Annotated in this window: 22 protein-coding genes and 2 tRNA genes; 21 read left to right on the top strand and 3 right to left on the bottom strand. The window is 42.3% G+C overall.

The annotated features are described in order from the left end of the window. The first annotated feature begins 19 nt into the window (after nt 1–19). The 13 genes from csrA (at nt 20) to ACYTXU_RS06070 (ending at nt 7492) form a co-directional block, all read left to right on the top strand. Nucleotides 20–235, top strand: coding sequence for a carbon storage regulator CsrA (gene csrA, locus ACYTXU_RS06130; protein WP_012801363.1), 216 nt, complete (start codon nt 20–22; stop codon nt 233–235). A gap of 61 nt (nt 236–296) precedes the next feature. Continuing rightward, nucleotides 297–387: transfer RNA gene (locus tag ACYTXU_RS06125), tRNA-Ser, on the top strand. 326 nt (nt 388–713) lie between these two features. Continuing rightward, nucleotides 714–1145, top strand: coding sequence for a hypothetical protein (locus ACYTXU_RS06120; RefSeq protein ID WP_462209157.1), 432 nt, complete (start codon nt 714–716; stop codon nt 1143–1145). Nucleotides 1146–1193: 48 nt separating this feature from the next. Next, entirely contained in the window at nt 1194–1637 is a 444-nt protein-coding gene (locus ACYTXU_RS06115) for a DUF6714 family protein (protein ID WP_462209156.1), read from the top strand. Nucleotides 1638–1736: 99 nt separating this feature from the next. Further along, a complete protein-coding gene (locus ACYTXU_RS06110; RefSeq protein WP_462209370.1) occupies nt 1737–1949 on the top strand; it encodes an RNA-binding S4 domain-containing protein in 213 nt (70 codons plus the stop codon). A gap of 229 nt (nt 1950–2178) precedes the next feature. Continuing rightward, nucleotides 2179–2328, top strand: a complete 150-nt coding sequence (locus tag ACYTXU_RS06105) for a hypothetical protein (RefSeq protein ID WP_462209155.1) — start codon at nt 2179–2181, stop codon at nt 2326–2328. Between the two features lie 19 nt (nt 2329–2347). Beyond that, entirely contained in the window at nt 2348–2725 is a 378-nt protein-coding gene (locus ACYTXU_RS06100) for an Ltp family lipoprotein (protein ID WP_462209153.1), read from the top strand. Nucleotides 2726–2889: 164 nt separating this feature from the next. Further along, a complete protein-coding gene (locus ACYTXU_RS06095; protein ID WP_462209152.1) occupies nt 2890–3135 on the top strand; it encodes a hypothetical protein in 246 nt (81 codons plus the stop codon). A 324-nt stretch (nt 3136–3459) separates the two neighbouring features. Beyond that, entirely contained in the window at nt 3460–4596 is a 1137-nt protein-coding gene (locus tag ACYTXU_RS06090; protein ID WP_462209151.1) for an SIR2 family protein, read from the top strand. A gap of 109 nt (nt 4597–4705) precedes the next feature. Continuing rightward, nucleotides 4706–5536, top strand: a complete 831-nt coding sequence (locus ACYTXU_RS06085; protein WP_462209149.1) for a hypothetical protein — start codon at nt 4706–4708, stop codon at nt 5534–5536. A 269-nt stretch (nt 5537–5805) separates the two neighbouring features. After that, the gene (locus ACYTXU_RS06080; protein WP_462209148.1) at nt 5806–6264 is read left to right on the top strand and encodes a hypothetical protein; all 459 of its coding nucleotides are present in this window, start codon (nt 5806–5808) and stop codon (nt 6262–6264) included. Between the two features lie 64 nt (nt 6265–6328). After that, on the top strand, nt 6329–6730 hold the full coding sequence (locus tag ACYTXU_RS06075) for a hypothetical protein (RefSeq protein ID WP_462209146.1): 402 nt from the start codon (nt 6329–6331) through the stop codon (nt 6728–6730). 549 nt (nt 6731–7279) lie between these two features. Further along, nucleotides 7280–7492: an RNA-binding S4 domain-containing protein gene (locus tag ACYTXU_RS06070; RefSeq protein ID WP_462209145.1), complete on the top strand. Its 213-nt coding sequence runs from the start codon at nt 7280–7282 to the stop codon at nt 7490–7492. 153 nt (nt 7493–7645) lie between these two features. Here ACYTXU_RS06070 and ACYTXU_RS06065 read toward each other — a convergent pair whose 3' ends face one another. Continuing rightward, nucleotides 7646–8050 carry a hypothetical protein gene (locus ACYTXU_RS06065; protein WP_462209143.1) on the bottom strand — a complete coding sequence of 135 codons (405 nt, stop codon included), beginning with the start codon at nt 8048–8050 and terminating at the stop codon, nt 7646–7648. Between the two features lie 238 nt (nt 8051–8288). On the opposite strand from ACYTXU_RS06065, the gene ACYTXU_RS06060 reads away from it, so the two are divergent. The 8 genes from ACYTXU_RS06060 to ACYTXU_RS06025 all read left to right on the top strand — a co-directional run bounded on the left by ACYTXU_RS06060 (nt 8289) and on the right by ACYTXU_RS06025 (nt 16965). Continuing rightward, nucleotides 8289–9233, top strand: a complete 945-nt coding sequence (locus ACYTXU_RS06060; protein WP_462209141.1) for a DUF4238 domain-containing protein — start codon at nt 8289–8291, stop codon at nt 9231–9233. A gap of 343 nt (nt 9234–9576) precedes the next feature. Next, the gene (locus ACYTXU_RS06055) at nt 9577–10161 is read left to right on the top strand and encodes a putative metal-binding motif-containing protein (protein WP_462209139.1); all 585 of its coding nucleotides are present in this window, start codon (nt 9577–9579) and stop codon (nt 10159–10161) included. Nucleotides 10162–10173: 12 nt separating this feature from the next. Beyond that, nucleotides 10174–10848, top strand: a complete 675-nt coding sequence (locus ACYTXU_RS06050) for a putative metal-binding motif-containing protein (protein ID WP_462209138.1) — start codon at nt 10174–10176, stop codon at nt 10846–10848. Between the two features lie 208 nt (nt 10849–11056). Further along, nucleotides 11057–11806, top strand: a complete 750-nt coding sequence (locus tag ACYTXU_RS06045) for an ABC transporter ATP-binding protein (protein ID WP_462209369.1) — start codon at nt 11057–11059, stop codon at nt 11804–11806. 1 nt (nt 11807) lies between these two features. Next, nucleotides 11808–14174: an ABC transporter permease gene (locus ACYTXU_RS06040; RefSeq protein WP_462209136.1), complete on the top strand. Its 2367-nt coding sequence runs from the start codon at nt 11808–11810 to the stop codon at nt 14172–14174. Between the two features lie 6 nt (nt 14175–14180). Beyond that, a complete protein-coding gene (locus ACYTXU_RS06035) occupies nt 14181–15383 on the top strand; it encodes an efflux RND transporter periplasmic adaptor subunit (RefSeq protein WP_462209135.1) in 1203 nt (400 codons plus the stop codon). Nucleotides 15384–15545: 162 nt separating this feature from the next. Further along, nucleotides 15546–15622, top strand: a tRNA-Arg gene (locus ACYTXU_RS06030). Nucleotides 15623–16497: 875 nt separating this feature from the next. Beyond that, the gene (locus ACYTXU_RS06025) at nt 16498–16965 is read left to right on the top strand and encodes a hypothetical protein (RefSeq protein WP_462209134.1); all 468 of its coding nucleotides are present in this window, start codon (nt 16498–16500) and stop codon (nt 16963–16965) included. A gap of 168 nt (nt 16966–17133) precedes the next feature. Here ACYTXU_RS06025 and ACYTXU_RS06020 read toward each other — a convergent pair whose 3' ends face one another. Together ACYTXU_RS06020 and ACYTXU_RS06015 are read right to left on the bottom strand one after the other, a co-directional pair. Then, a complete protein-coding gene (locus tag ACYTXU_RS06020) occupies nt 17134–18378 on the bottom strand; it encodes a S8 family peptidase (RefSeq protein ID WP_462209132.1) in 1245 nt (414 codons plus the stop codon). A 14-nt stretch (nt 18379–18392) separates the two neighbouring features. Beyond that, nucleotides 18393–18932 carry a hypothetical protein gene (locus tag ACYTXU_RS06015; protein WP_462209131.1) on the bottom strand — a complete coding sequence of 180 codons (540 nt, stop codon included), beginning with the start codon at nt 18930–18932 and terminating at the stop codon, nt 18393–18395. Nucleotides 18933–19441 lie beyond the last annotated feature (509 nt).

Raw genomic sequence — 19441 nt, 5'->3', positions numbered from 1 at the left:
GGAAATGTAGGAGATTGGAATGTTAATCTTAACCCGTCGTGTCGGTGAGACACTTATGATTGGTGATGAAATCACCGTAACTGTTCTAGGCGTTAAAGGTAATCAAGTTCGCATCGGTATCAACGCACCTAAAGAAGTTGCTGTACACCGCGAAGAAATCTATTTGCGCATTCAACATGAGAAGCAAATGGAAGGTTATCAAGGCGGCTCATCAGACGATAACGAATATTATTAAAAAAGTGGAAAAGGAGTGTTGCAATTTATCTTAAATAAGGTAACATTCCGTCCGCACTAAAGGTGAGGTGGCCGAGCGGCTGAAGGCGCTCCCCTGCTAAGGGAGTATACCCTAATCCGGTATCGAGGGTTCGAATCCCTCCCTCACCGCCATTATTTTAAATTGGGTTTTCAAATCCAATTTAAAATAATAGAAGGAAGGATGAGAACCTTTAGGTTCGACAAAATCGTCTGGAACGATTTTGAACAGCGGAGCAAGGCGACGCTGGCCCGAAGGGTAAAATATCCCGCAAGGGGACTCCCTACGGTCGCTTGTATTTTATAATCCCTCCCTCAAAAGAGTTTCTTTAAACCTGCTCCGGCAGGTTTTTTTATGTCTGTAATTTGTGAGCTTCAAAGGTTTAATTGACCTCACAGATATTTGTGGCGTAAGGTTGCTCGATGTCTAACAGATTCGTAATGTTGCTTAATTTATGTACATGATCGATATTAAGGATAAAGTTAATGCTCTTAAAGAGATTATGGACTTTTATTCAAGTGAAGACTCATATATTTCTTTTGAGGGTTACGAACTAGTTGATAACTTCAATCATTTCGACAATATAGTTTGTGAGGCTACTGATATATTGCCACGTCAAACATCTTGGCCAAAACTTAACTTTTATATAATTCCCCTAACAACTGAAAGCTCTAAAAAAATACTTGAGCTCATTAAAGAAAAAGAGCTATTGCACCATCAAGAGGGAATTATCCACATACAAATTTCTAAAAAAGGTGAAAGAGTATTTATCGGCTGTGACAACCTTGATCCTGAATGTACATGGGCATCAGGTGGTATTACATCAGATTATTTAGATTCGCTTAAACAACATGGCAAAATCAATAGCTATGTAAGGTCAAGCAAGCAGTAATAGGACTAGGCGTCAGCCATTTGTTGAAATGTTATGAGTAAATAGAGCATGGATTGGATAGAAGAAGCAAAACGGTTATTCCATATGGAAAAGCCCAGGCATTTTACTGATTATAAACACTGTGATGAATGTGAAGAGCACGACCAAACACTGCTCAATTCTACTATTGATACTATCAGTCTCGATGAGTTAGGAAATCCTGGCTGGGATCCATTATGTTTTGCCACAGCAGAGGGCAAGAAATACTATATGCCGTCTCTAATACGTTTGAGTTTAGAAACAATGAATAATGAGTTCTATTTTGGTCAGTTCTTGTTTCATCTTGAAGCAGACGGAAAAGGCAATGAATTGTATATGGCATGTAACTCAGAGCAACGTGAGCTAATTAAAGCTTTTGTGGAGTACACCATATTAAATTATGCAGAACAACTTGAAGATAACAGTTATCAAAATGAAGCTCTTAAAGTCCAAGAAATATGGTCAAATGAATAGTAATGAGTATATTAAACATTCGGTAGTCATGAATTCTTATGCAGTGTTGTCCGTTAATATGATGTAATGCCATTTATTGGTACAGAAGGGGATATTGCAGTGAAGGTAGTAGAAATTACAAAAGAGCCGGTTGAGCTCTATAAAATACTAAAGTTCGAAGGTATTGTAAGTAGTGGCGGTGAGGCAAAAGCTGTAATCGATGACGGTCAGGTTTTAGTCAACGGTGAGATAGAGAAGAGAAAACGAAAGAAAATAATGTCAGGTGATGTTATTGAGTTTATGAACAACGAATTCAAAGTTCTACTGAAATAACCATATTTAATTCTGCTATTAGACTACTTAAACCTGCTTTGGCAGGTTTTTTTATGCCCGTAATTTATCGTTTGGATAATTGGTCGATTAAAATTCAAACAATAAAATCATTGCAATACCAAAAAACCTAACTATTATAAGGTGTGAGCTATTTCACAAAAGAGTAGTGAAGCTGAGATCTTAGAAGAGATACCAGGCTCAACGACAAGACCTTAAGGAGAGATTCAATATGGCTGTAAAACATATACCAACAAATGAAATTCATAAAGGTACTAAAGGCGGTAAAACTGGTTGTGGTTTTGATACTAAGGAACATCCAGACCATTGGGTTTCTAGTTCACAAAAAATCACATGTGCGAAAAACGGATGCAAGAATTAGTTTTCATGGAGAACTTAGTATGAATTTTTTGAAGTTAGCACTGATTGCAGTTTTTTTTGCTACCGCGCCTACGTGGGGCAATAGTTTAACAGGCCCTCAAAAAAATGCCGTCAGGTCTGCCCAGCAATACATCAGCGTCCAAGGTTTCTCACGCAACGGACTTATTGAGCAACTATCGTCAGACTATGGAGATGGTTATAACGTTTCTGATGCAACTGTAGCTGTCGATAGCATGAACATTGATTGGAATAAGCAAGCGGTAAGGTCTGCGAAACAATACCTAAGCATTCAGGGTTTCTCGTGCAAAGGCCTCATTGAGCAGCTTTCATCTAGTTATGGAGATAAGTACACAAAGAGCCAAGCAACCTACGGGGCAAAACAGGCGGGAGCTTGCTGAATGAAAATTAAAAATTAGTGGGGTCAGAGTAAATTAATTTAATGGTTATGATGGGGTGGTATTGAAAGGTACTCTGACCCATTTAACTTATAAGTTTGTAAATGTTCAGAAGTTTCAGAACATTGGTGTCGAAGATGGAATACAAATTAAATTAAGGAGGAAATATGTCGGAAGAACCAATAAAAGCTAAGAAGAGACGTAAGTCAGAGTTTGCTGGAGTTGGTGCTTTGGTTCAGGCTGCTGGAATTGCACTAATGTTCTTCTGGTTTCCCATAGGTTTATTCGTAGGATTTTTATTCTTGTTGATTGGCTCAAGTATGGCGGTTTATTCAGTTTGTACTAATTGTGGAAATAAACTGCAAAACAAGGAATCTAAGGTTTGTCCGACCTGTAAAGCATCTTTTAACTAGCGGCGGGATTATGCATAAAGTTATTTTAATATTATCACCTTTTATTTTTAGCACCCTCAATTTTGCTAAAAATTAATATGGGAATTAATATGGGAATTAATGCGAATTAATGGGGTCAGAGTAAATTAATTGAATATTTATGATGGGCTTGGTATTGAAATGTACTCTGACCCCATATGCTCTCAAAAGAGATACCAGAACAGAAATGTTCCGTTTTATATGGTATTAGTCTGAAAAATGGGCATTAAAAATAAATCATTTTAAATCAAAAGGTTATCGGTGATGCCCGGTAATATAATGTTATAAGAACTAAAGGAATTTCGAGTGTCAGTAGAAGTCACATTGGCTGGAGAGCTGCTCAAAAAGATTGCCAAGCTAGGTTTGTCCAGCAACTTTGAGTCATCTCTGTTTTTGCCAGGAAGGTCGGAAAAAACACAGAAGCAGAAGCTTAGCCAGATTTCTGATTGGTATAGAAACGAAAGTTTGGTGATGGTGTTAGGAGCTGGAGCTTCTGCTGCGTATGGACTACCAGATTGGAATACACTCCTTCAAAAATTGTTATTGATAACAATAAAAAATGAAGATGAAGAGGCTGATAATGGTAGTGCGGAAGAGAAAGCTGGGGTGTTGGCTAGAACTTTCTCAAGTATTTTTGAACCAAACTCACTTATCACAGCTAGGTATCTTCATAATTACTTTAGAAAGAAAAATCCTCGTTCTACTTTAGCATTTGAAAATGCGATAAGGGATGGTTTGTACTCAGAACTAAAATCTCAGAAAGATTCTGAGCTATTAAAAGAAGTTCGACAGTTCTGTATTGCTGCTGGGAGAAGCCCTAACTTAGACTCAATAATTACATATAATTACGATGATATGATCGAAAAGTGCCTAAGTAATATCGACGTTGATATTCCTTTTGCTCCCATATATAGCCGAGGAATGAAAAATAAGCGTCATGAACTCCCTATTTACCATGTACACGGCTACTTACCGCAAGATGGCAAGCTGACTTCAAAAAACAGAGTTGTATTGGGAGAAGATGGATATCACCAGCAGTATAATGATGTTTACGGCTGGAGCAATTTGATTCAAATTAATAAGTTTAAAGACCATAATTGCATATTTATAGGTTTATCATTTTCAGATCCAAATCTTAGGCGGTTGCTAGACATCTCAAGAAATGAACGCGGAGACGATAATATTCATCACTATTGTCTGAAAAAACGATATAAAAGCTCTTTTGTCAAAGAGCGCTTAGTAAAAATTCTAGAAGAAAACAAAGAAATACTAGATGAAAAGTCGCGTTCTCAATTAGGGCTGGATGAGGTTGTTGAAGAACTAATCCAGCTAATGGAAAAGTTCGAAGAGAATGATGCCCTGTCTTTTGGTGTCGGTATTATTTGGTATGAAGAACACGAAGATATTCCTAAGCTTCTCAAAACGATTAGAACTGGAGAGTAGTTCTTATAACAAAGTTATCAACTACGCGCCTTCGGCGCCGGACGCAGCAAAGCTGCGCTGGTTATAACGGCGTTATGTGGCCTAGAGTGGTTTAAGGGACTTTCAAAAAATGGATATTACACCAGACAATTGGCCAGATCATTATTGGAATTACCTTGCTCAGCTAGAGGTTCATGCAATTGATAAAAATCACCACGCCTTAAAGCCTTGGGATGAGCTTGCCGAAAAATGTATGAATCTTGCTATTAAAGCACCATTTTTAAAAGGCGAAGAATCTGGCAGTAAATCTCTTAAATTGGCTGCGGCTTTTCTAAAGAGAGTAATGAGTGACTTCAGAGGGGTTTGGTTACTTATTAATTGGGGTTATCCGTATCAAGCTGCATGTGTTGCGTCCTCTCTTTATGAAAATGCTCTTGTAGTAAATTGTATTAGCGGCAGAGATGATTTAGCCGAAGAAATTCTTGCCGATAAAAATGGTGATGTTCCATGGAAGCCTCAACGGCTATCCAAGATGGCTGCACAAAGAGATTTATTTGGTGAAATAAAAAGCAAACCTCCAAGTGGCAAAGACTTTGAACAAGCTTGGAGGCTTTGTTATTACAACTATAAACTTTTGTGCAAAATGAAGCATCCTACTCTGCAACAAATAAAAGACGAAACAAGTCACGCTATGAACACAAAAGGCCAGTTTGCAGTTATCCCTTTGCCAGATACTAGGGAAGGTGCTGTGGGTTTAAAGCAAATGATAATGGTCATTGCCATATCAAAGCTGTTTTCAGCGGCTAAGTGCTTCGCTGAATCAACTAACTGTTCCGATGATGATGAGTTTCATCAAGAGTTTTATAATTTTGCTACTGAAGTATACTCAGACTTGAAAGATCATATAAGTACGAGCGGTATCGGTAGCATTCCGATTAAAGCAACAGGGTTTAAGTTTTAAAATTAATGGGGTAAATTAATGGGGTCAGAGTCTGACGGATCCCCACGAATTTCTTAAAGCTCATAGTACAGTTTTTCCTTAACTAATGAAATTGCCTGTAGCCAAGCTTTATTCGAGCACCTGAGCCCAACATCATTAATAATTTGTAGAGCCAGATATTGAAATGACAGGACTCTGGAAATTAATGGGGTCAGAGTAAATTAATTGAGTTAGTGATGTATTGGACACCCATAAACTTCAGCTAAGCCCTTTTGACTTAAAGAGATAAAATGAAAAAGCTTATCGCTATACTTTTATTATTCACATCCGCTATCTTTTCCTATGGTTGTAAAAACAAATCATGCTATCCAGTATTTGAAAAAGAATATTGTATCGGGTCTGAATTTATAGAGTCGGACTTAACTAACTTTAATTTCATAAAGTTAAAAGGTGGTGGGGAATTCAAATTTCATGAGATTTGGATACCACGTGGTAATGGTTCCTTGCCAACTATTTCAGTTTTTAAGGATAGTGATGACGAACTAATCTTTCAGAAGGTGAATAGTTATGCCGAGAGTCTTTATACAGTTGATGTTTACACAACTCGAGAAGGCAAAAGACCTAAAGGATTGCACTTAATATATGTTTCAGAAGGAGACAAGTTAAGAGGCTTAGGATTTGTTGCTCCTGATATGGAGCAGGCTAATAACTTGCTTGAGGCATGGCTTCATAACACTGCCCCAAACTGACATAAATCAAACAACCGGCAAATTAATGGGGTCCAGAGTACATTAACTACAACTAGAGTCTTTTATGCGTTATCTCATATTTATGTTTATCCTTACGTTACAAGTCCTTTCTTATGCGACTGAACTCCAATGTCCAAACAATGGCCACCTTAAGATTAAAGAGGTCAAAGAGCAGAACATTCGAGCTGAATGGTGCGAAAATAATGATGGCATCAAAGATGGACCACTTAGATATGTGCGCATAGATAACAACCTTATTGAGGTTGAAGTTCCATATCGCTTAGGAAAAAAACACGGAATATCTTATAGTTATTTGGATAATTCATTACCTGAGGCGGAAATAACGTATGAAAATGGTATTGAAATCGACTTTAAATTCACTATACATGGTTTGAAAAACATCGAAAAAAATATCAACGATTCTGCAAAGGCAAATGGTAAGCCTTGGAAAATTGTTTTTCTATGAATTAATAGGGTCAGAGTAAATTATTAAGCAAAGTATCGACACCCACATACTTTAGAACCTTCAAACCTGCTCCGGCAGGTTTTTTTGTGCCGTGAGTTTATAAGCTTCTGTGAGGTTTAACTGACCTGGAAGGTGTATGCCGTAAAGCCTGTGATCCCTAATGGTCATGTATTTCGATGAAATTAGTGTGACGGTGGTTTGAGCAGACTTAATGCATTTATGCTAGCTTTATTGACGGAAGATTAATGGGGTCAGAGTAAATTATTAAGCAAAGTATCGACATCCACAAACTTTAACCTTCAAACCTGCTCCGGCAGGTTTTTTTATGCCGTGAATTTATAAGCTAAGACGAGCTTTAATAGACCTGGAAGGTGTATGCCGTAGACCTTGTGAGCCCTAAGCATCATGTATTTCTATGAAATTACTGTGACGGTGGTTTGAGCAGTAATTAATGGGATCAGAGTATATTAATTGAGTGTAAGTAGACCGAAGAAGAATAAAAATGTACTCTGACCCCATTTACTGTAGTTACATAAGGGGAGGATTGCAGTGAAGATAGTAGAAATTACAAAAGAGCCTGTTGAGCTCTATAAAATACTAAAGTTCGAAGGTATTGTAAGTAGTGGCGGTGAGGCAAAAGCTGTAATCGATGACGGTCAGGTTTTAGTCAACGGCGAAATAGAAAAGAGAAAACGAAAGAAAATCATGTCCGGTGACGTTATTAAATATGGTGACGACGAAATCAAAGTTCTACTGAAGTAACTGTAATTAATTCTGCTATTAGATTGCTTAAACCTGCCTCGGCAGGTTTTTTTATGTCTGTAGTTTGTGGGTGTCCAATACTTTCTATACTTTCTTATGAGCTAAAAGCAATTAAACATGATTTATGATTCCAAAATTATAAATACTAAATATTTATAACTTCCCTCCAAGATTCCGGGCTGCCCAAATGCCAGCAATAATAGAAATTCCTCCTGCTAACCAACCGAACACAGAGTGATTAATGGGGATGTCAGCATATTCAGAAATCAATGCTGATGGTATAAATGCCAGAATCCAAGCAAAGAAGCCAACCTGAAGCCCCGCTGACCAGCTCCACTCGGGCTTAAAGTATTTTTTTATAGCTGCTGCTTCTATTTGGCGGTCATCGACAAAGAACAAGTAGTGGTCTACTTGCTTATTATGCATCTCTTCTATAATGACGGCAGATCGGTCTAATACTTTACAGAAATCTTTGAAAGAGGAAAGTTTGCTCAAGTCAACCTGTGAGGGGTCGCAAAAAACCTTGCCGTTACTTAAAAAAATAATTGTCAATATCATACTATTCCTTTTAAAGCGCAGTTGATTAGGCTTTAATACATTATAATGAGGTATTAAAAATAGAATCAGTAATTTCTATTTAACTTGCTTCTTCCATTACACTGAATCTATTTTCGAATTAAATGTACAGTGCTGATTTTTTAGCAAGCGGTATTGTTGTTAGTATAGTGTATGGGTTTTAAGCGTTCAAATGAGAATTATAGGTCAGAGTCTGACATCATTAACTATAGGGAAAAATATGACCGCACGGCATCACCATTATTTGTCTCAATGCTATTTAAAAGGCTTCACTAAAGGTGGTAGCAAAAAATCAAAATTGTCTATAATAGATTTCCGTCAGAGGAGATATTTTGAAACAAAACCCAGAAATGTTGGTGGTATAAGAGACTTTAATCGAATAGATGTAGAAGGAGTGCACCCAAATGTATTGGAGATGTCCTTAGCTGAATTTGAACGTGAAGCTGCAACTGCATTAAAAAAATTGGATAAAGGCGTGGCATTTGATGGAGAGATACGTGAGGTTACACTAGCGTTAATAGCTCTTTTGGCTGTTCGCTCGCCAGAAAGAAGAGAGCACATGCGTTCATTTGAGGCTGAAATTATCACAAGAGTTATGGATCTGTCTTTGGAAAGTAAGGAGCGATGGGAGTCCCAAGTCCTGCAAATGAAAGAAAGTGGCCAAGAAGTAAATGACAGTATCACTTACGAAGAAGTTAAGGCCTTTCACGAGAGCAAAGCATATAGTATTGAAGTGGCTCGAGAGCATCACATTCACATGGAGTTTGTTCAGTTTGAAGCTATTCTCCCATATTTAGAAAGGAGAAACTGGTTAATCTTGAAAGCGAAAGATGAGTCTGGTCCATTTATCACTACTGACAATCCTGTGAATCTAACTTGGAAAGATCCAGCCAGGATTCCGCCTTTTTATAAACATAACCCGGGTTTTGGTCTAAAAGAAACACAAGTATATTTTCCTGTATCTAAAGGAGTGGCTCTTATTGGTGAGTTTCAAGGGTCTGATGGTGTCATTGATGCGCCGAGGACTCTCGTCGCTAATCTTAATTCAAAGCTACTTAACTTCTTTTATAAACAAGTATATGCACCCACGTACGATTTTAACTTCTATAATCAGGAGGGTGTGATATTGAGCGGCAAACATTTGCTGAAGGATTTTGGTTCCTAGGAATGCAATCACCTTCACTCCTCCGAGGCGAAGGTTATGTTGGAGCTACCCCCCAACTAACATAAATCAACCAACCTAAAATATTGGACACCCATAAACTTAATCCTTCAAACCTGCTCCAGCAGGTTTTTTTATGCCGTGAATTTATAAGCTTTCTCAAGATTTAATTGTTCTGGAGTCTGTATGCCGTAACATTGTTAATGGACATAGCTTTGTTAGGCACCTCTTTGTGAGCCCTAAGCATCATGTATCTCGATGAAATTAGTGTGACGGTGGTTTGAGCAGGGTTAATGCATTTATGCTAGCTTTATTGACGGGAATTAACAAACTGAGGGAGAACAGGATGAAACCTAAGTTTTCTTGCTATCTATGCATAGTTGCAGCTTTCGCGCTTATTCTTGCATCGGGTTCTACTGATGCCGCGCAGGAAGTAAAGAATGTGCAGCTAAAAACCAAGCCAACTGTTTCGATCAACCCTAATACCATAAAGAACATCAAGAAAGTCAAAATGCTTTCTGATATTGAGTATCAGAAAAAACTGCAAGACCATCAAAAGCTTAAATCTCAAGTCGTTAAACAAAAAGCGCGAGCGAATACGACTTTAGCGAGCCAAAACAATAAGTTTGATACAGCTACCTATGATTGCGATGACTCGAGACGTGACATCAATATTGGTGCTCAGGAAGTCTGTGATGGTGTAGATAATAATTGTAATGGGGATGTTGATGAAGGTGTGTCACGGACTTATTACCTTGATGCCGACTCAGATCTTTGGGGCGATGCTTCGAAAGTTTATTATGCTTGCAGCCTGCCAGATGGATACTCTGAGCGGAAAGGCGACTGTAATGATCGAAGCTCGTCAATCCATCCCGGTGCCGAAGATATTCCGAATAATGGCATTGATGAAAATTGCGATGGATCGAAATAAGGAGAGGGACAGATGAATAAAGCACTAATATCGTTACTATCTACGCTAGGCATTGTGAGTTTTTGGCTACTCGCTTCATTTTTGTTCGTATCGATGCCTGCCCATGCTAACGCTGAGTCTGATGCAAAAAAGTTTTGTGCGGCCTACGAAGAAAAGTCAGGCTATGGCTGTCAGGTCGAGCGCTGCCGTTGCGGTAAAGGTGAAACCGAATTACAGCGGTGGAACCGTAAAATGAGGTTTGATATATGCGCCTGTGTTAATACTAAGGCCTATAACCTCTACCTTGAGAAAGAAGCAGCAGAGCGTAATCGAAATCGTTGCAACACCAATGCTGACTGCTCTGATGGTATTTTCTGCAACGGTGAAGAAGTTTGCCGTACGGATGGCAGATATCGTGTCATGTCACCTGCTGGAAACGGCACCTGCGTACCGGGGGAACCTCCTTGTGAAAGCGGCTTATGCTTTGAAAGGGAAAAGAGTTGTAAAAAGCCATGTGAAGATAAGGATGGAGACGGGTACAAAGCCATGCACTGTGGCGGTGATGATTGTGATGACAACAACCCAAATCGCAACCCAGGCAATAAGGAAATCTGCGATTCGCAAGGCATTGATGAAGATTGTAACCCTAGAACCGTTGGCGATTTAGATGCTGATGGGGATGGGTATGTTTCTATGCAGTGTCGGTAGGCCGCAAATTATGAATGTATAGTACGAATTAATTCGTCGTTCGCGTGATGCATGCAGGCTTGAATCTGTGTGTATTGCGCGTGTCACCAACTGACATAAATCATCTAATCTCCACTCCTTTTAAAATTCTATTGCTATCTCTCCGCTCGATTCTTACTATGAAACATAGGGTGTTTGTTTTTTAATCAGGGATCTGAGCTTGTCGGAAATCATAACTACGAAAGAAGAAACAGGTGTCTCAGCTTCAACTGAGTCGAAGCCTGTGTTGCATGCGCACAATCTGACTAAGGTCTATAAGACGGGTGAGGTTGAGGTTAAGGCGCTGGATGGCGTTGATTTTGAGGTGTATGAGCATGAGATGGTGGTTTTGCTGGGGCAGTCGGGTAGCGGTAAATCGACCTTGCTTAATATTCTGGGCGGATTGGATGATGCCACTTCGGGCGAGGTGTATTTTAAGGATCGCTTGATAAGCTCGCAAAGCAAGGGAATGTTGACCAACTTTCGTCGCGAACATGTCGGCTTTGTGTTTCAGTTCTACAATTTAATTCCGAGCCTTACTGCTTTAGAAAATGTCGCTTTGGTGACTGAGATTGCTAAAAACCCCATTAAGCCTGAAGAAGCATTGGATCTGGTTGGTTTATTACCCAGAAAGGATCATTTCCCGGCGCAGCTTTCCGGCGGTGAGCAGCAGAGGGTGGCTATCGCCAGGGCGATTGCCAAGCAGCCTGAAATTTTATTATGTGATGAGCCGACAGGAGCGCTGGATCATCAGACCGGTATTTTAGTGCTGGAAGCGATTGAGCAGGTCAACCGCGAGCTCGGCACTGCGACTGTTGTGATTACCCATAACACTTCGGTGGGTGGCATTGCCGATCGTGTGGTGACGCTTCGCGATGGCAAAGTTTCTGATATCCATTCTAATTCAAATCGTCTGTCTCCCAACGAGTTAAAGTGGTGATATGCGCGCCCTGAATCTGAAACTGCTGCGTGACTTATGGCATGTCAAAGGCCAGGTCATCGCTGTGGCTTTGGTTATTGCATCGGGTATTGCTACCTTGAGCATGGCGTTGACCACGCTTGAATCACTTCAGAAAACCTCCGAACAATATTATTCCGATTATCAGTTTGCGGATGCTTTTGTCAGCGCTGTGCGTGTTCCCAATACGGTTAAACAGCGTTTAGAAGCGATTGAGGGTATCAGCTTAGTCGAAACCCGAATTAAGAAATACGCCAGTCTGGATATGCCGGATTTCAATGAGCCGGTTATGGGCATGTTGACCTCAATTCCGGATCACGGGCAACCACGACTTAATCAACTGGCCATGCGCGAAGGGCGCTGGATTGCTCCGGGTGCTTCTGACGAGGTGATTGTGAATGAGCCTTTTGCCGAAGCGCACAACTTGAAGTTGGGCGATAAATTGCCGGCGGTGATGAATGGTAAAAAACGTTACTTCACGATTGTCGGCATTGCTTTAAGCCCTGAATATATTTACGCCATGAGTCCGGGTTCCTTGATGCCGGATAACAAACGTTACGGGGTCTTGTGGGCAGGGCAGAGTTCGCTCGAGGCGGCTTTTGATCTGAAAGGCGCATTTAATGATGCGACTTTTAAGTTTGATGCCAAGGCTGATCATCAGGCATTGCTCAAGCAGATTGATATGGTGCTGGAGCCTTATGGCGGCAGAAACTCTTATCTGCGCGATGACCAGATGTCCTATTGGTTTGTGAACAATGAAATTGAGCAGCTCAAAACCACCTCGACAATTTTCCCTGCCATATTCCTGTTGGTTTCTGCATTTCTGACGAACATGGTGTTGAGTCGAATGATCACCAACGAGCGCGAGCAGATTGGTTTAATAAAAGCATTTGGCTATAGCAATCTGCAGGTGGGGATGCATTATTTCAGGATGGTTTTGGTGATGTGTCTGGTGGGTGCTGTGATTGGCTTAATTGCGGGTGCTTATCTTGGCCAGGCCAATACCAAAGTCTATGCGGAGTTTTTCCGCTTCCCAGTTCTTGTCTATGACTTTTCCATATCATCGTTTGTTATCAGTACCGGCATCAGTGTTATTGCTGCACTGTCCGGTATCATCGGCTCGATCGCCAAGGTGGTTAAATTGCCACCGGCTGTTGCTATGGTGCCGCCCAGTCCTGATGTTTATCACAGAAGCTTTATCGACACTTCGCGTATCAAGCATTGGCTCGATCAACCGACCCGGATAGCCATTCGGCAGATCATTCGTAAGCCATTGCGAGCAAGTTTCACCGTTATCGGAATTTCCTTTGCTGTGGGCCTGATGGTTCTCGGTATCCAGATGTTTGATGCGATTAAGTTTCTGGGTGTGTCTTTCTTTAATGATGCGCAGCGACAAGATATGACGATGGCTTTTTATCAGAATCAAAAACAGCAGGCGTTCCATCAGGTTAAACGATTGCCGGGCGTTCTTGAGGCTGAGCCGATACGCTATGTTTCCGTTGAGTTTATCAATGGCACCAAGAGTCACAGAGGCGCGATTACGGGCATTCGCTCGGATGCTACTTTGCAGCCCATTTATGACAACTATTCACAAAAAGTTATCTCCTTGCCGGAAGAGGGGATGGTGATTGGAAGCTTGCTGGCGGAGAAGTTGAATGTGGCGGTGGGCGATCGGGTTTATGTTGAGTTTCTGGATAAGACGGGATTGCGTCGCGACTTTGCGGTAGCTGGTATCTTCGATACTTTTATGGGCATGCCTGCCTATATGAATCTTGAATCTCTTAATCGTGAGCTGGGCGAGGTCGGGCAATATTTTATGCTGAACCTGGTGGTTGACCCGAATGCTTCGCAGGCGTTTTACACTGCTGTTAAAGAGTCACCGGCCATCACCGCCTTAGTAACCAAAAAAGCCTCGCTGGATGCTTTTAACGACACGGTTGCCGAGAGTATGCTGGTGTTTATTTTTATCTTTATTGTGCTTTCGTCAATATTGGTATTCGGCGTTTCCTACAACATGATTCGAATATCTTTGTCGGAAAGAGGGCGCGAGCTGGCGACTCTGCGAGTTCTGGGTTTTACTAAAGGTGAAACCTCCTATATTTTATTATGTGAGATTGGGTTGCTAACCTTGATAGGTTTGGCGCTAGGTTGTTTTGTGGGTTGGGGGCTGACTCATTTGCTGGGTTATGCTCTGGAGACTGAACTGTTCAGAATCCCGATTATTATTTATCCGCACACCTATAGCTACGCCGTTATTGTGGCGATTGTCGCTTCGGTTATGTCTGCGCTATTTGTTGCAAAACGAATTCATAATCTCGATCTCATCGAAGTTTTAAAGACCAAGGAATAATTGTTCATGGGCATTAATAAGCGTTTTACATTATGGATACTGCTGGCTGCTGTTCTAGTTGCTTTGTTGGCGTATGGCTTGTGGCCGAGAGCTAGCGAAGTTGAGACGGTAAAGGTGACTAAAGGGCAATTTTATGAGGTGGTTTCAGAGGTTGGCGAAACCAAGGTTAAGCATGTTTATCAGGTATCGGCTCCAATAACCGGCTATTTGCGGCGTGTTGAATTGGAGGTTGGAGATCCTGTTGTAGCCAATGAAACTGTGGTCGCGGAAATTGAACCCTTACGATCACAGCCGCTCGATCCTCGTAGCGAAAAGCAGGCCGTAGCAGAATTGCACGCTGCCCAATCCGCACTGGAAATGACGCAGGCCAAACTCAGGCAGGTGCAAAATGAATTGAGTTTCGCCAAAAGTGATCTGGAAAGAGCTGATAATTTATTTAAGGAAGAAGCTATTTCTGAACGGGAATATGATACCGCGAAAAAAATCTATCAAAGCCTGCAGCAGGAATTGCAGGCGACTCAGGCAACCTTGCAGCTACGTCGCGCTGAGCTTGAACGGGTTCAAGCCTTACTTGATACTTCATTGGCTGAGTTCTTGCCTAAATGCGATTGTAGCCAGGTTATCGCGCCTGCTAATGGCGTCGTGTTAACCCGTTATAGACAAAGTGCCAGTGTTATCAATGCCGCACAGCCGATTATGGATATTGGTGATCCGAATGAGCTTGAGGTCAAAGTCGAGCTGATTTCCACAGAAGCGGTGCGGCTTTCTAAAGGACAGAAAGTACGAATGGAAGGTTGGGGCGGTGATATCGTGCTGGAAGGTATCGTCAGACAAGTGGAGCCTATGGCCTATAAAAAAGTGACTGCGCTTGGGATAGAAGAACAGCGAGTGAATATCTACATCGACTTCACCAGTCCGCCAGAGCAATGGCAAAAGCTGGGGCATGGTTATCAGTTGGATGTCGATATTATTCTGGCTGATAAACCGAACAGCCTGATTGTTCCAGTTATTGCTATGGTTCGCGAAGGCACTCAGTGGGTAGCGTTTGCGATAGAAGATGGCGTAGCTACAAAACGCACTTTGGAGATAGGGGCGATTAACGGACTGGAAGCCGAAGTCTTGAGTGGAGTTAGCGAAGGTGAAGTCTTGATTTATAACCCCAGCGAAGAGATTGAAGACGGGCTTTCCGTCACCCCAAGAAAACGGTAAGATTTAAGCCCTGTTTGATTTATAAACGTTTTGTATTGTTTTTCACCAAAAACTGTTTATAAAACAGACCGTTAAGTTAAAAATAGAAATATTCAGGAAAAATTTACAAAAGGCCGTTGACATATCATCGTCTGGTGGCATAATACCGCCCGACAACGAGATGCGCGTGTAGCTCAGCTGGATAGAGTACCTGGCTACGAACCAGGCGGTCGGAGGTTCGAATCCTTCCACGCGCGCCATTATTCGAAAGGCTTCCCTTAAACCGGAAGCCTTTTTTCGTTGTGGCAAAGGAAATGATGAGAACCTCCGAAGGAGTTCGACAAAGCACGAAGTGCTTTGAACGTTGGAGGCGCAGCCGACGACGGCCCGAAGGGCAAGGAGCGCAGCGACGCAGTAATCCTTCCACGCGCGCCATTATTCAAGAAACCTCGCACTTTGCGGGGTTTTTTATTGCCTGAAGGAAAGAGTAACCTGAACGGATCAACGTTGTAATCCTTCACCAGAATATGCTCCTGCAATTCTGGCATTCCCGCCGTCTGACCTCCAAGGATGGAGGAAATGCAGAGATTTGTAGGGAACAAATCCTGCCCTGGCGGTCACATTCGGCCATTATTCAAAAGGCTTCCCTTAAACCGGAAGCCTTTTTTCGTTGTGTCAAAGGAAATGATGAGAACCTCCGAAGGAGTTCGACAAAGCACGCAGTAATCCTTCCTTAGGTCGACGGGGTATTTGTAGTTTGAACAAAAGTCACTGGATCCCGCGGTCAAGCCGCGGGATGACAATACTTGACCGTTAATCCAGTCTGGTGGGTGTAGCCTTCGACCATTATCCAAGCAACATCGTGGTTAGTGTCATGCTGAGCATTTAAGCATAACATCGTCATCCCGCGGCTTGACCGCGGGATCCAGCGACTTTAAGAGCAGGTTCAAAATTTGGGTTCTTGCACCCGAGTACATTTCCTTTGATCACCTTCGCGGGCGATCGAAGGAAGTGCCCATCGTGAATGACATACCTCAACTTATCTAACCTACGCATCTGGATTGGACTATTTTGACTTTATGAGTAAAGGTTTCTACTATTCGTGGTGTCTTATAACAATTACAGGGAATTAATATTGTCCATCATAAAAAAGCACCTCAACCTCATATTGCTTCTAGTTATAGCTGCATGCGCTGCTCTGATCTTCTACAAGCTAAAGGAGGAGGGTCATATCAAAACCTATACGACTTGTGTTTCTTCTGCAAAAGTTGTGGTTTATAACGATTCTGGAAACTTGAAGGCTACTCATTACATATCTCAATGCGACGACTCCCGAAAACTGCAAAACAATATTTATATCGAGGAAGAGGGCGATGACAGTCGGCACTTGGTATATCAAGGATATTCGGAACATCCAGCCAATTTGTATTTGTTTTGGGATGAGATCGATGGTCTGTACATAGCGGGTACTGAATCTGATGTGATTACTTCAGCTAAAAGCCACTTCTCCCAATATCGAGTTGAGTATTTGCCATTGCGACAGTTGAGGGTTGCGCTTGGAGAGGCTTACTCGAAGTACAAAAATACTCAGCTAGCAAACTAAAGTCAGGACTACCCCAGGGAAATCATTTCTTTGGGCGAATGCCATTCGCCTCTACGTGAGCGGGGTTGTTTATGATTGTTGTTGAATGGCGCCTCAGTTTGTTTTATCTAACCTATACGACTCATAAAAAAGGCGGCAAGAGCCGCCTTTAGGTTGGTGTGTGTATGATTATTTTGCAGGGTCGCATTCATTACCTTTGCAGATTCTGCCTGTACAACCGTTAGTTGCAAGGTAATCATAAGCTGCTTTGGCTTGAACGAGTCCTGCGCCATAGGCATAGTCATGGCCTGGTTCGCCGAGGTCTTCCGCGGAGGCTTTCAGTGCGGTGCGGATGTCGAAGTTTGAGCAGTGTGGATAGTGACTCCAAACCAGTGCTGCGACACCGACTACGTGCGGAGTTGCCATTGAGGTTCCGCTGGCGATGATATATGCATCACCGGGTCCTGTTGAGCCAACGCTAACACCGGGTGCGGATATTTCCACTTGCGAAGTGGTTTGCGAGAAATCAGCAATGACTTTGGCTGAGTCGAGCGCTCCGACTGACATGACTGAGTCGTAAGAAGCGGGGTAGCTATGAGTTGAAACGCCATCGTTACCTGCGGCGGCGATATTTAAAACACCTGCCTTACGAGCACGTTCAAAGGCTCTTTCTTCAACTTTAGAATAAACTGGGCCACCCAAACTCATGTTGATGACGTTAGCGCCGTTATTGGCACATTCCTCAATGGCTCCAGCAAGGCCGGAGGCATAGGCAACGCCGCCTTCTGAGTCAAAGTATCGAACGATATAGAAACCGCCGGTGTCTTCAACGTTTGGGATAACACCTGTTACACCAATACCATTGTCACCTATCGCTCCAATGGTTCCTGCAACGTGGGTGCCGTGATAGTGAAGATCTTCTGGCAGGGGACCATACCAGGGGCCACTCAGATCATTTGAGCCCATCGCATTTTTCGGCAGATCTTCGTGCGTGATATCGTAACCGGTGTCAATCACACAAATTTTAGCAGGGTTGGCTGCCGCTCCAGTTGGAAAGTCACCGGATTGCACCATATGAATACCATACAGCGAAGGGTGAGACTTTAAAGGATCGTCCACGTGATCTTCAATTTTGGTGTAGCCTGAAGGCGTTATCGTTCTCACGGGATCAATCTCGATTTTTAGATTGGAGTCTGCTCGTAAGTTTCGCAAAGTTTCCAATGAATCAACTTCAAAGGCGATGGTGTTTAGCGAATCGAGTTCCAATTTAATGTTGGCACCGGCTTCATTTAATGTTTGAATCACTTCCGCTTTTTTTTGCGTTGAGTATTCAACTACAAAGCGCTTGTGTACCAGTGTGTTCGCGGTAGCTGCTGATGAAATAGCCAATCCTACTGCAGCAAGAGTGGCTAGACTGATTTTATTTAATTTCATGTTATAAACTCCCTTTACTCTTGAGTGTTGCATTCGTGAGCTTGCACGTTGCCGCTGACTCCACCTAGATTGGAGTAGCCGTCATAGGGCCCTGAAGTAACCTGAACGATGGCAATTCCGTGTAAGCCATTTCCTGAACCAGCATCGGCGATACACATGAAGCCGCTGCCTTCACCTGGGTTCTGGCTGTTCTGGGAGCTGTAAGCAAATTCAACTTCGTAATATCCCTCAGATTGGCATTGCAAGCAGTATTCACCGTTGTCATCAGCTGGATCACCTGAGCAATACATGGCTGATGTAACGTCAGCGTGTAAACTGACACCGCCTGTATCTTCGAAGTCAATGGCTGTTTTATCGTGGAATTGAACTTGTCCTTTGACAACACTTTCTCCTGTGGAATCGGGACATCGGCTGGCATTGATTGTGAAGACGGTTTTTCCATCGCCGCCGGCTGAGTGCATGGTGCCGCCACCTGTCACTCTTCCATCAGCCCCACAACCACTTAAAATAGCGAGAGATGACGCTATTAAGCTTCCTACTAATAGTTTTTTCATAAACTTTCTCCTTAGATTTCCATTTTGTAGTGCCGATCAACTCTCTATATAAACAACAAACCTCCTATTGTTAATTAAGCGAGCAAACCAGCAAAAAACACTCTAGGAGATGTACAAAAAAACAACAAGTCATACGAAAGTTTCGGTGTCGGAGCTGTGATTTGGGTCGCTGTTGATGCATTTTTGCATTGGTAAGGCAGCCTTTAAGGGGGGGTGACATTTAGGGCGAATGCCATTCGCCCCTAAGGATGAGGATTGGTTGTGGCGGGTCTTGGCTCGTGCACCAGTGTAGTTATCCAATTTACGCTGCTGGGATTCGTAAACTCATCGCCAGCCTACAAGGAGCCTCTATCGGTAGAATGAGCTGCCTGCATAGTTTGGGCGAACGCCATTCGCCCCTGCGGAGCTGAAACCCCGGTAGGGGCAACCCAATGTGGTTGCCCGATGACCTGCAACTGCTTATAAATCCCACTTTTGATGCGGTGGCTTGTGTGTATAATAAGACCACA

Source organism: Kangiella sp. M94 (assembly GCF_054926195.1).
The sequence above is the reverse complement of the archived record's forward strand: the minus strand, read 5'-3'. Positions and strand labels throughout refer to the sequence as shown.

Excerpts from the sequence above, each read along its gene's own strand:
- ACYTXU_RS06105 (WP_462209155.1), top strand. The coding sequence starts at position 2,179 with ATGGCTGTAAAACATATACCAACAAATGAAATTCATAAAGGTACTAAA.
- ACYTXU_RS06065 (WP_462209143.1), bottom strand. The coding sequence starts at position 8,050 with ATGATATTGACAATTATTTTTTTAAGTAACGGCAAGGTTTTTTGCGAC.
- ACYTXU_RS06015 (WP_462209131.1), bottom strand. The coding sequence starts at position 18,932 with ATGAAAAAACTATTAGTAGGAAGCTTAATAGCGTCATCTCTCGCTATT.
- ACYTXU_RS06095 (WP_462209152.1), top strand. The coding sequence starts at position 2,890 with ATGTCGGAAGAACCAATAAAAGCTAAGAAGAGACGTAAGTCAGAGTTT.
- ACYTXU_RS06055 (WP_462209139.1), top strand. The coding sequence starts at position 9,577 with ATGAAACCTAAGTTTTCTTGCTATCTATGCATAGTTGCAGCTTTCGCG.
- ACYTXU_RS06120 (WP_462209157.1), top strand. The coding sequence starts at position 714 with ATGATCGATATTAAGGATAAAGTTAATGCTCTTAAAGAGATTATGGAC.
- ACYTXU_RS06035 (WP_462209135.1), top strand. The coding sequence starts at position 14,181 with ATGGGCATTAATAAGCGTTTTACATTATGGATACTGCTGGCTGCTGTT.
- ACYTXU_RS06075 (WP_462209146.1), top strand. The coding sequence starts at position 6,329 with ATGCGTTATCTCATATTTATGTTTATCCTTACGTTACAAGTCCTTTCT.
- ACYTXU_RS06040 (WP_462209136.1), top strand. The coding sequence starts at position 11,808 with ATGCGCGCCCTGAATCTGAAACTGCTGCGTGACTTATGGCATGTCAAA.
- ACYTXU_RS06050 (WP_462209138.1), top strand. The coding sequence starts at position 10,174 with ATGAATAAAGCACTAATATCGTTACTATCTACGCTAGGCATTGTGAGT.
- ACYTXU_RS06115 (WP_462209156.1), top strand. The coding sequence starts at position 1,194 with ATGGATTGGATAGAAGAAGCAAAACGGTTATTCCATATGGAAAAGCCC.
- ACYTXU_RS06100 (WP_462209153.1), top strand. The coding sequence starts at position 2,348 with ATGAATTTTTTGAAGTTAGCACTGATTGCAGTTTTTTTTGCTACCGCG.
- ACYTXU_RS06085 (WP_462209149.1), top strand. The coding sequence starts at position 4,706 with ATGGATATTACACCAGACAATTGGCCAGATCATTATTGGAATTACCTT.
- csrA (WP_012801363.1), top strand. The coding sequence starts at position 20 with ATGTTAATCTTAACCCGTCGTGTCGGTGAGACACTTATGATTGGTGAT.
- ACYTXU_RS06020 (WP_462209132.1), bottom strand. The coding sequence starts at position 18,378 with ATGAAATTAAATAAAATCAGTCTAGCCACTCTTGCTGCAGTAGGATTG.
- ACYTXU_RS06080 (WP_462209148.1), top strand. The coding sequence starts at position 5,806 with ATGAAAAAGCTTATCGCTATACTTTTATTATTCACATCCGCTATCTTT.
- ACYTXU_RS06060 (WP_462209141.1), top strand. The coding sequence starts at position 8,289 with ATGACCGCACGGCATCACCATTATTTGTCTCAATGCTATTTAAAAGGC.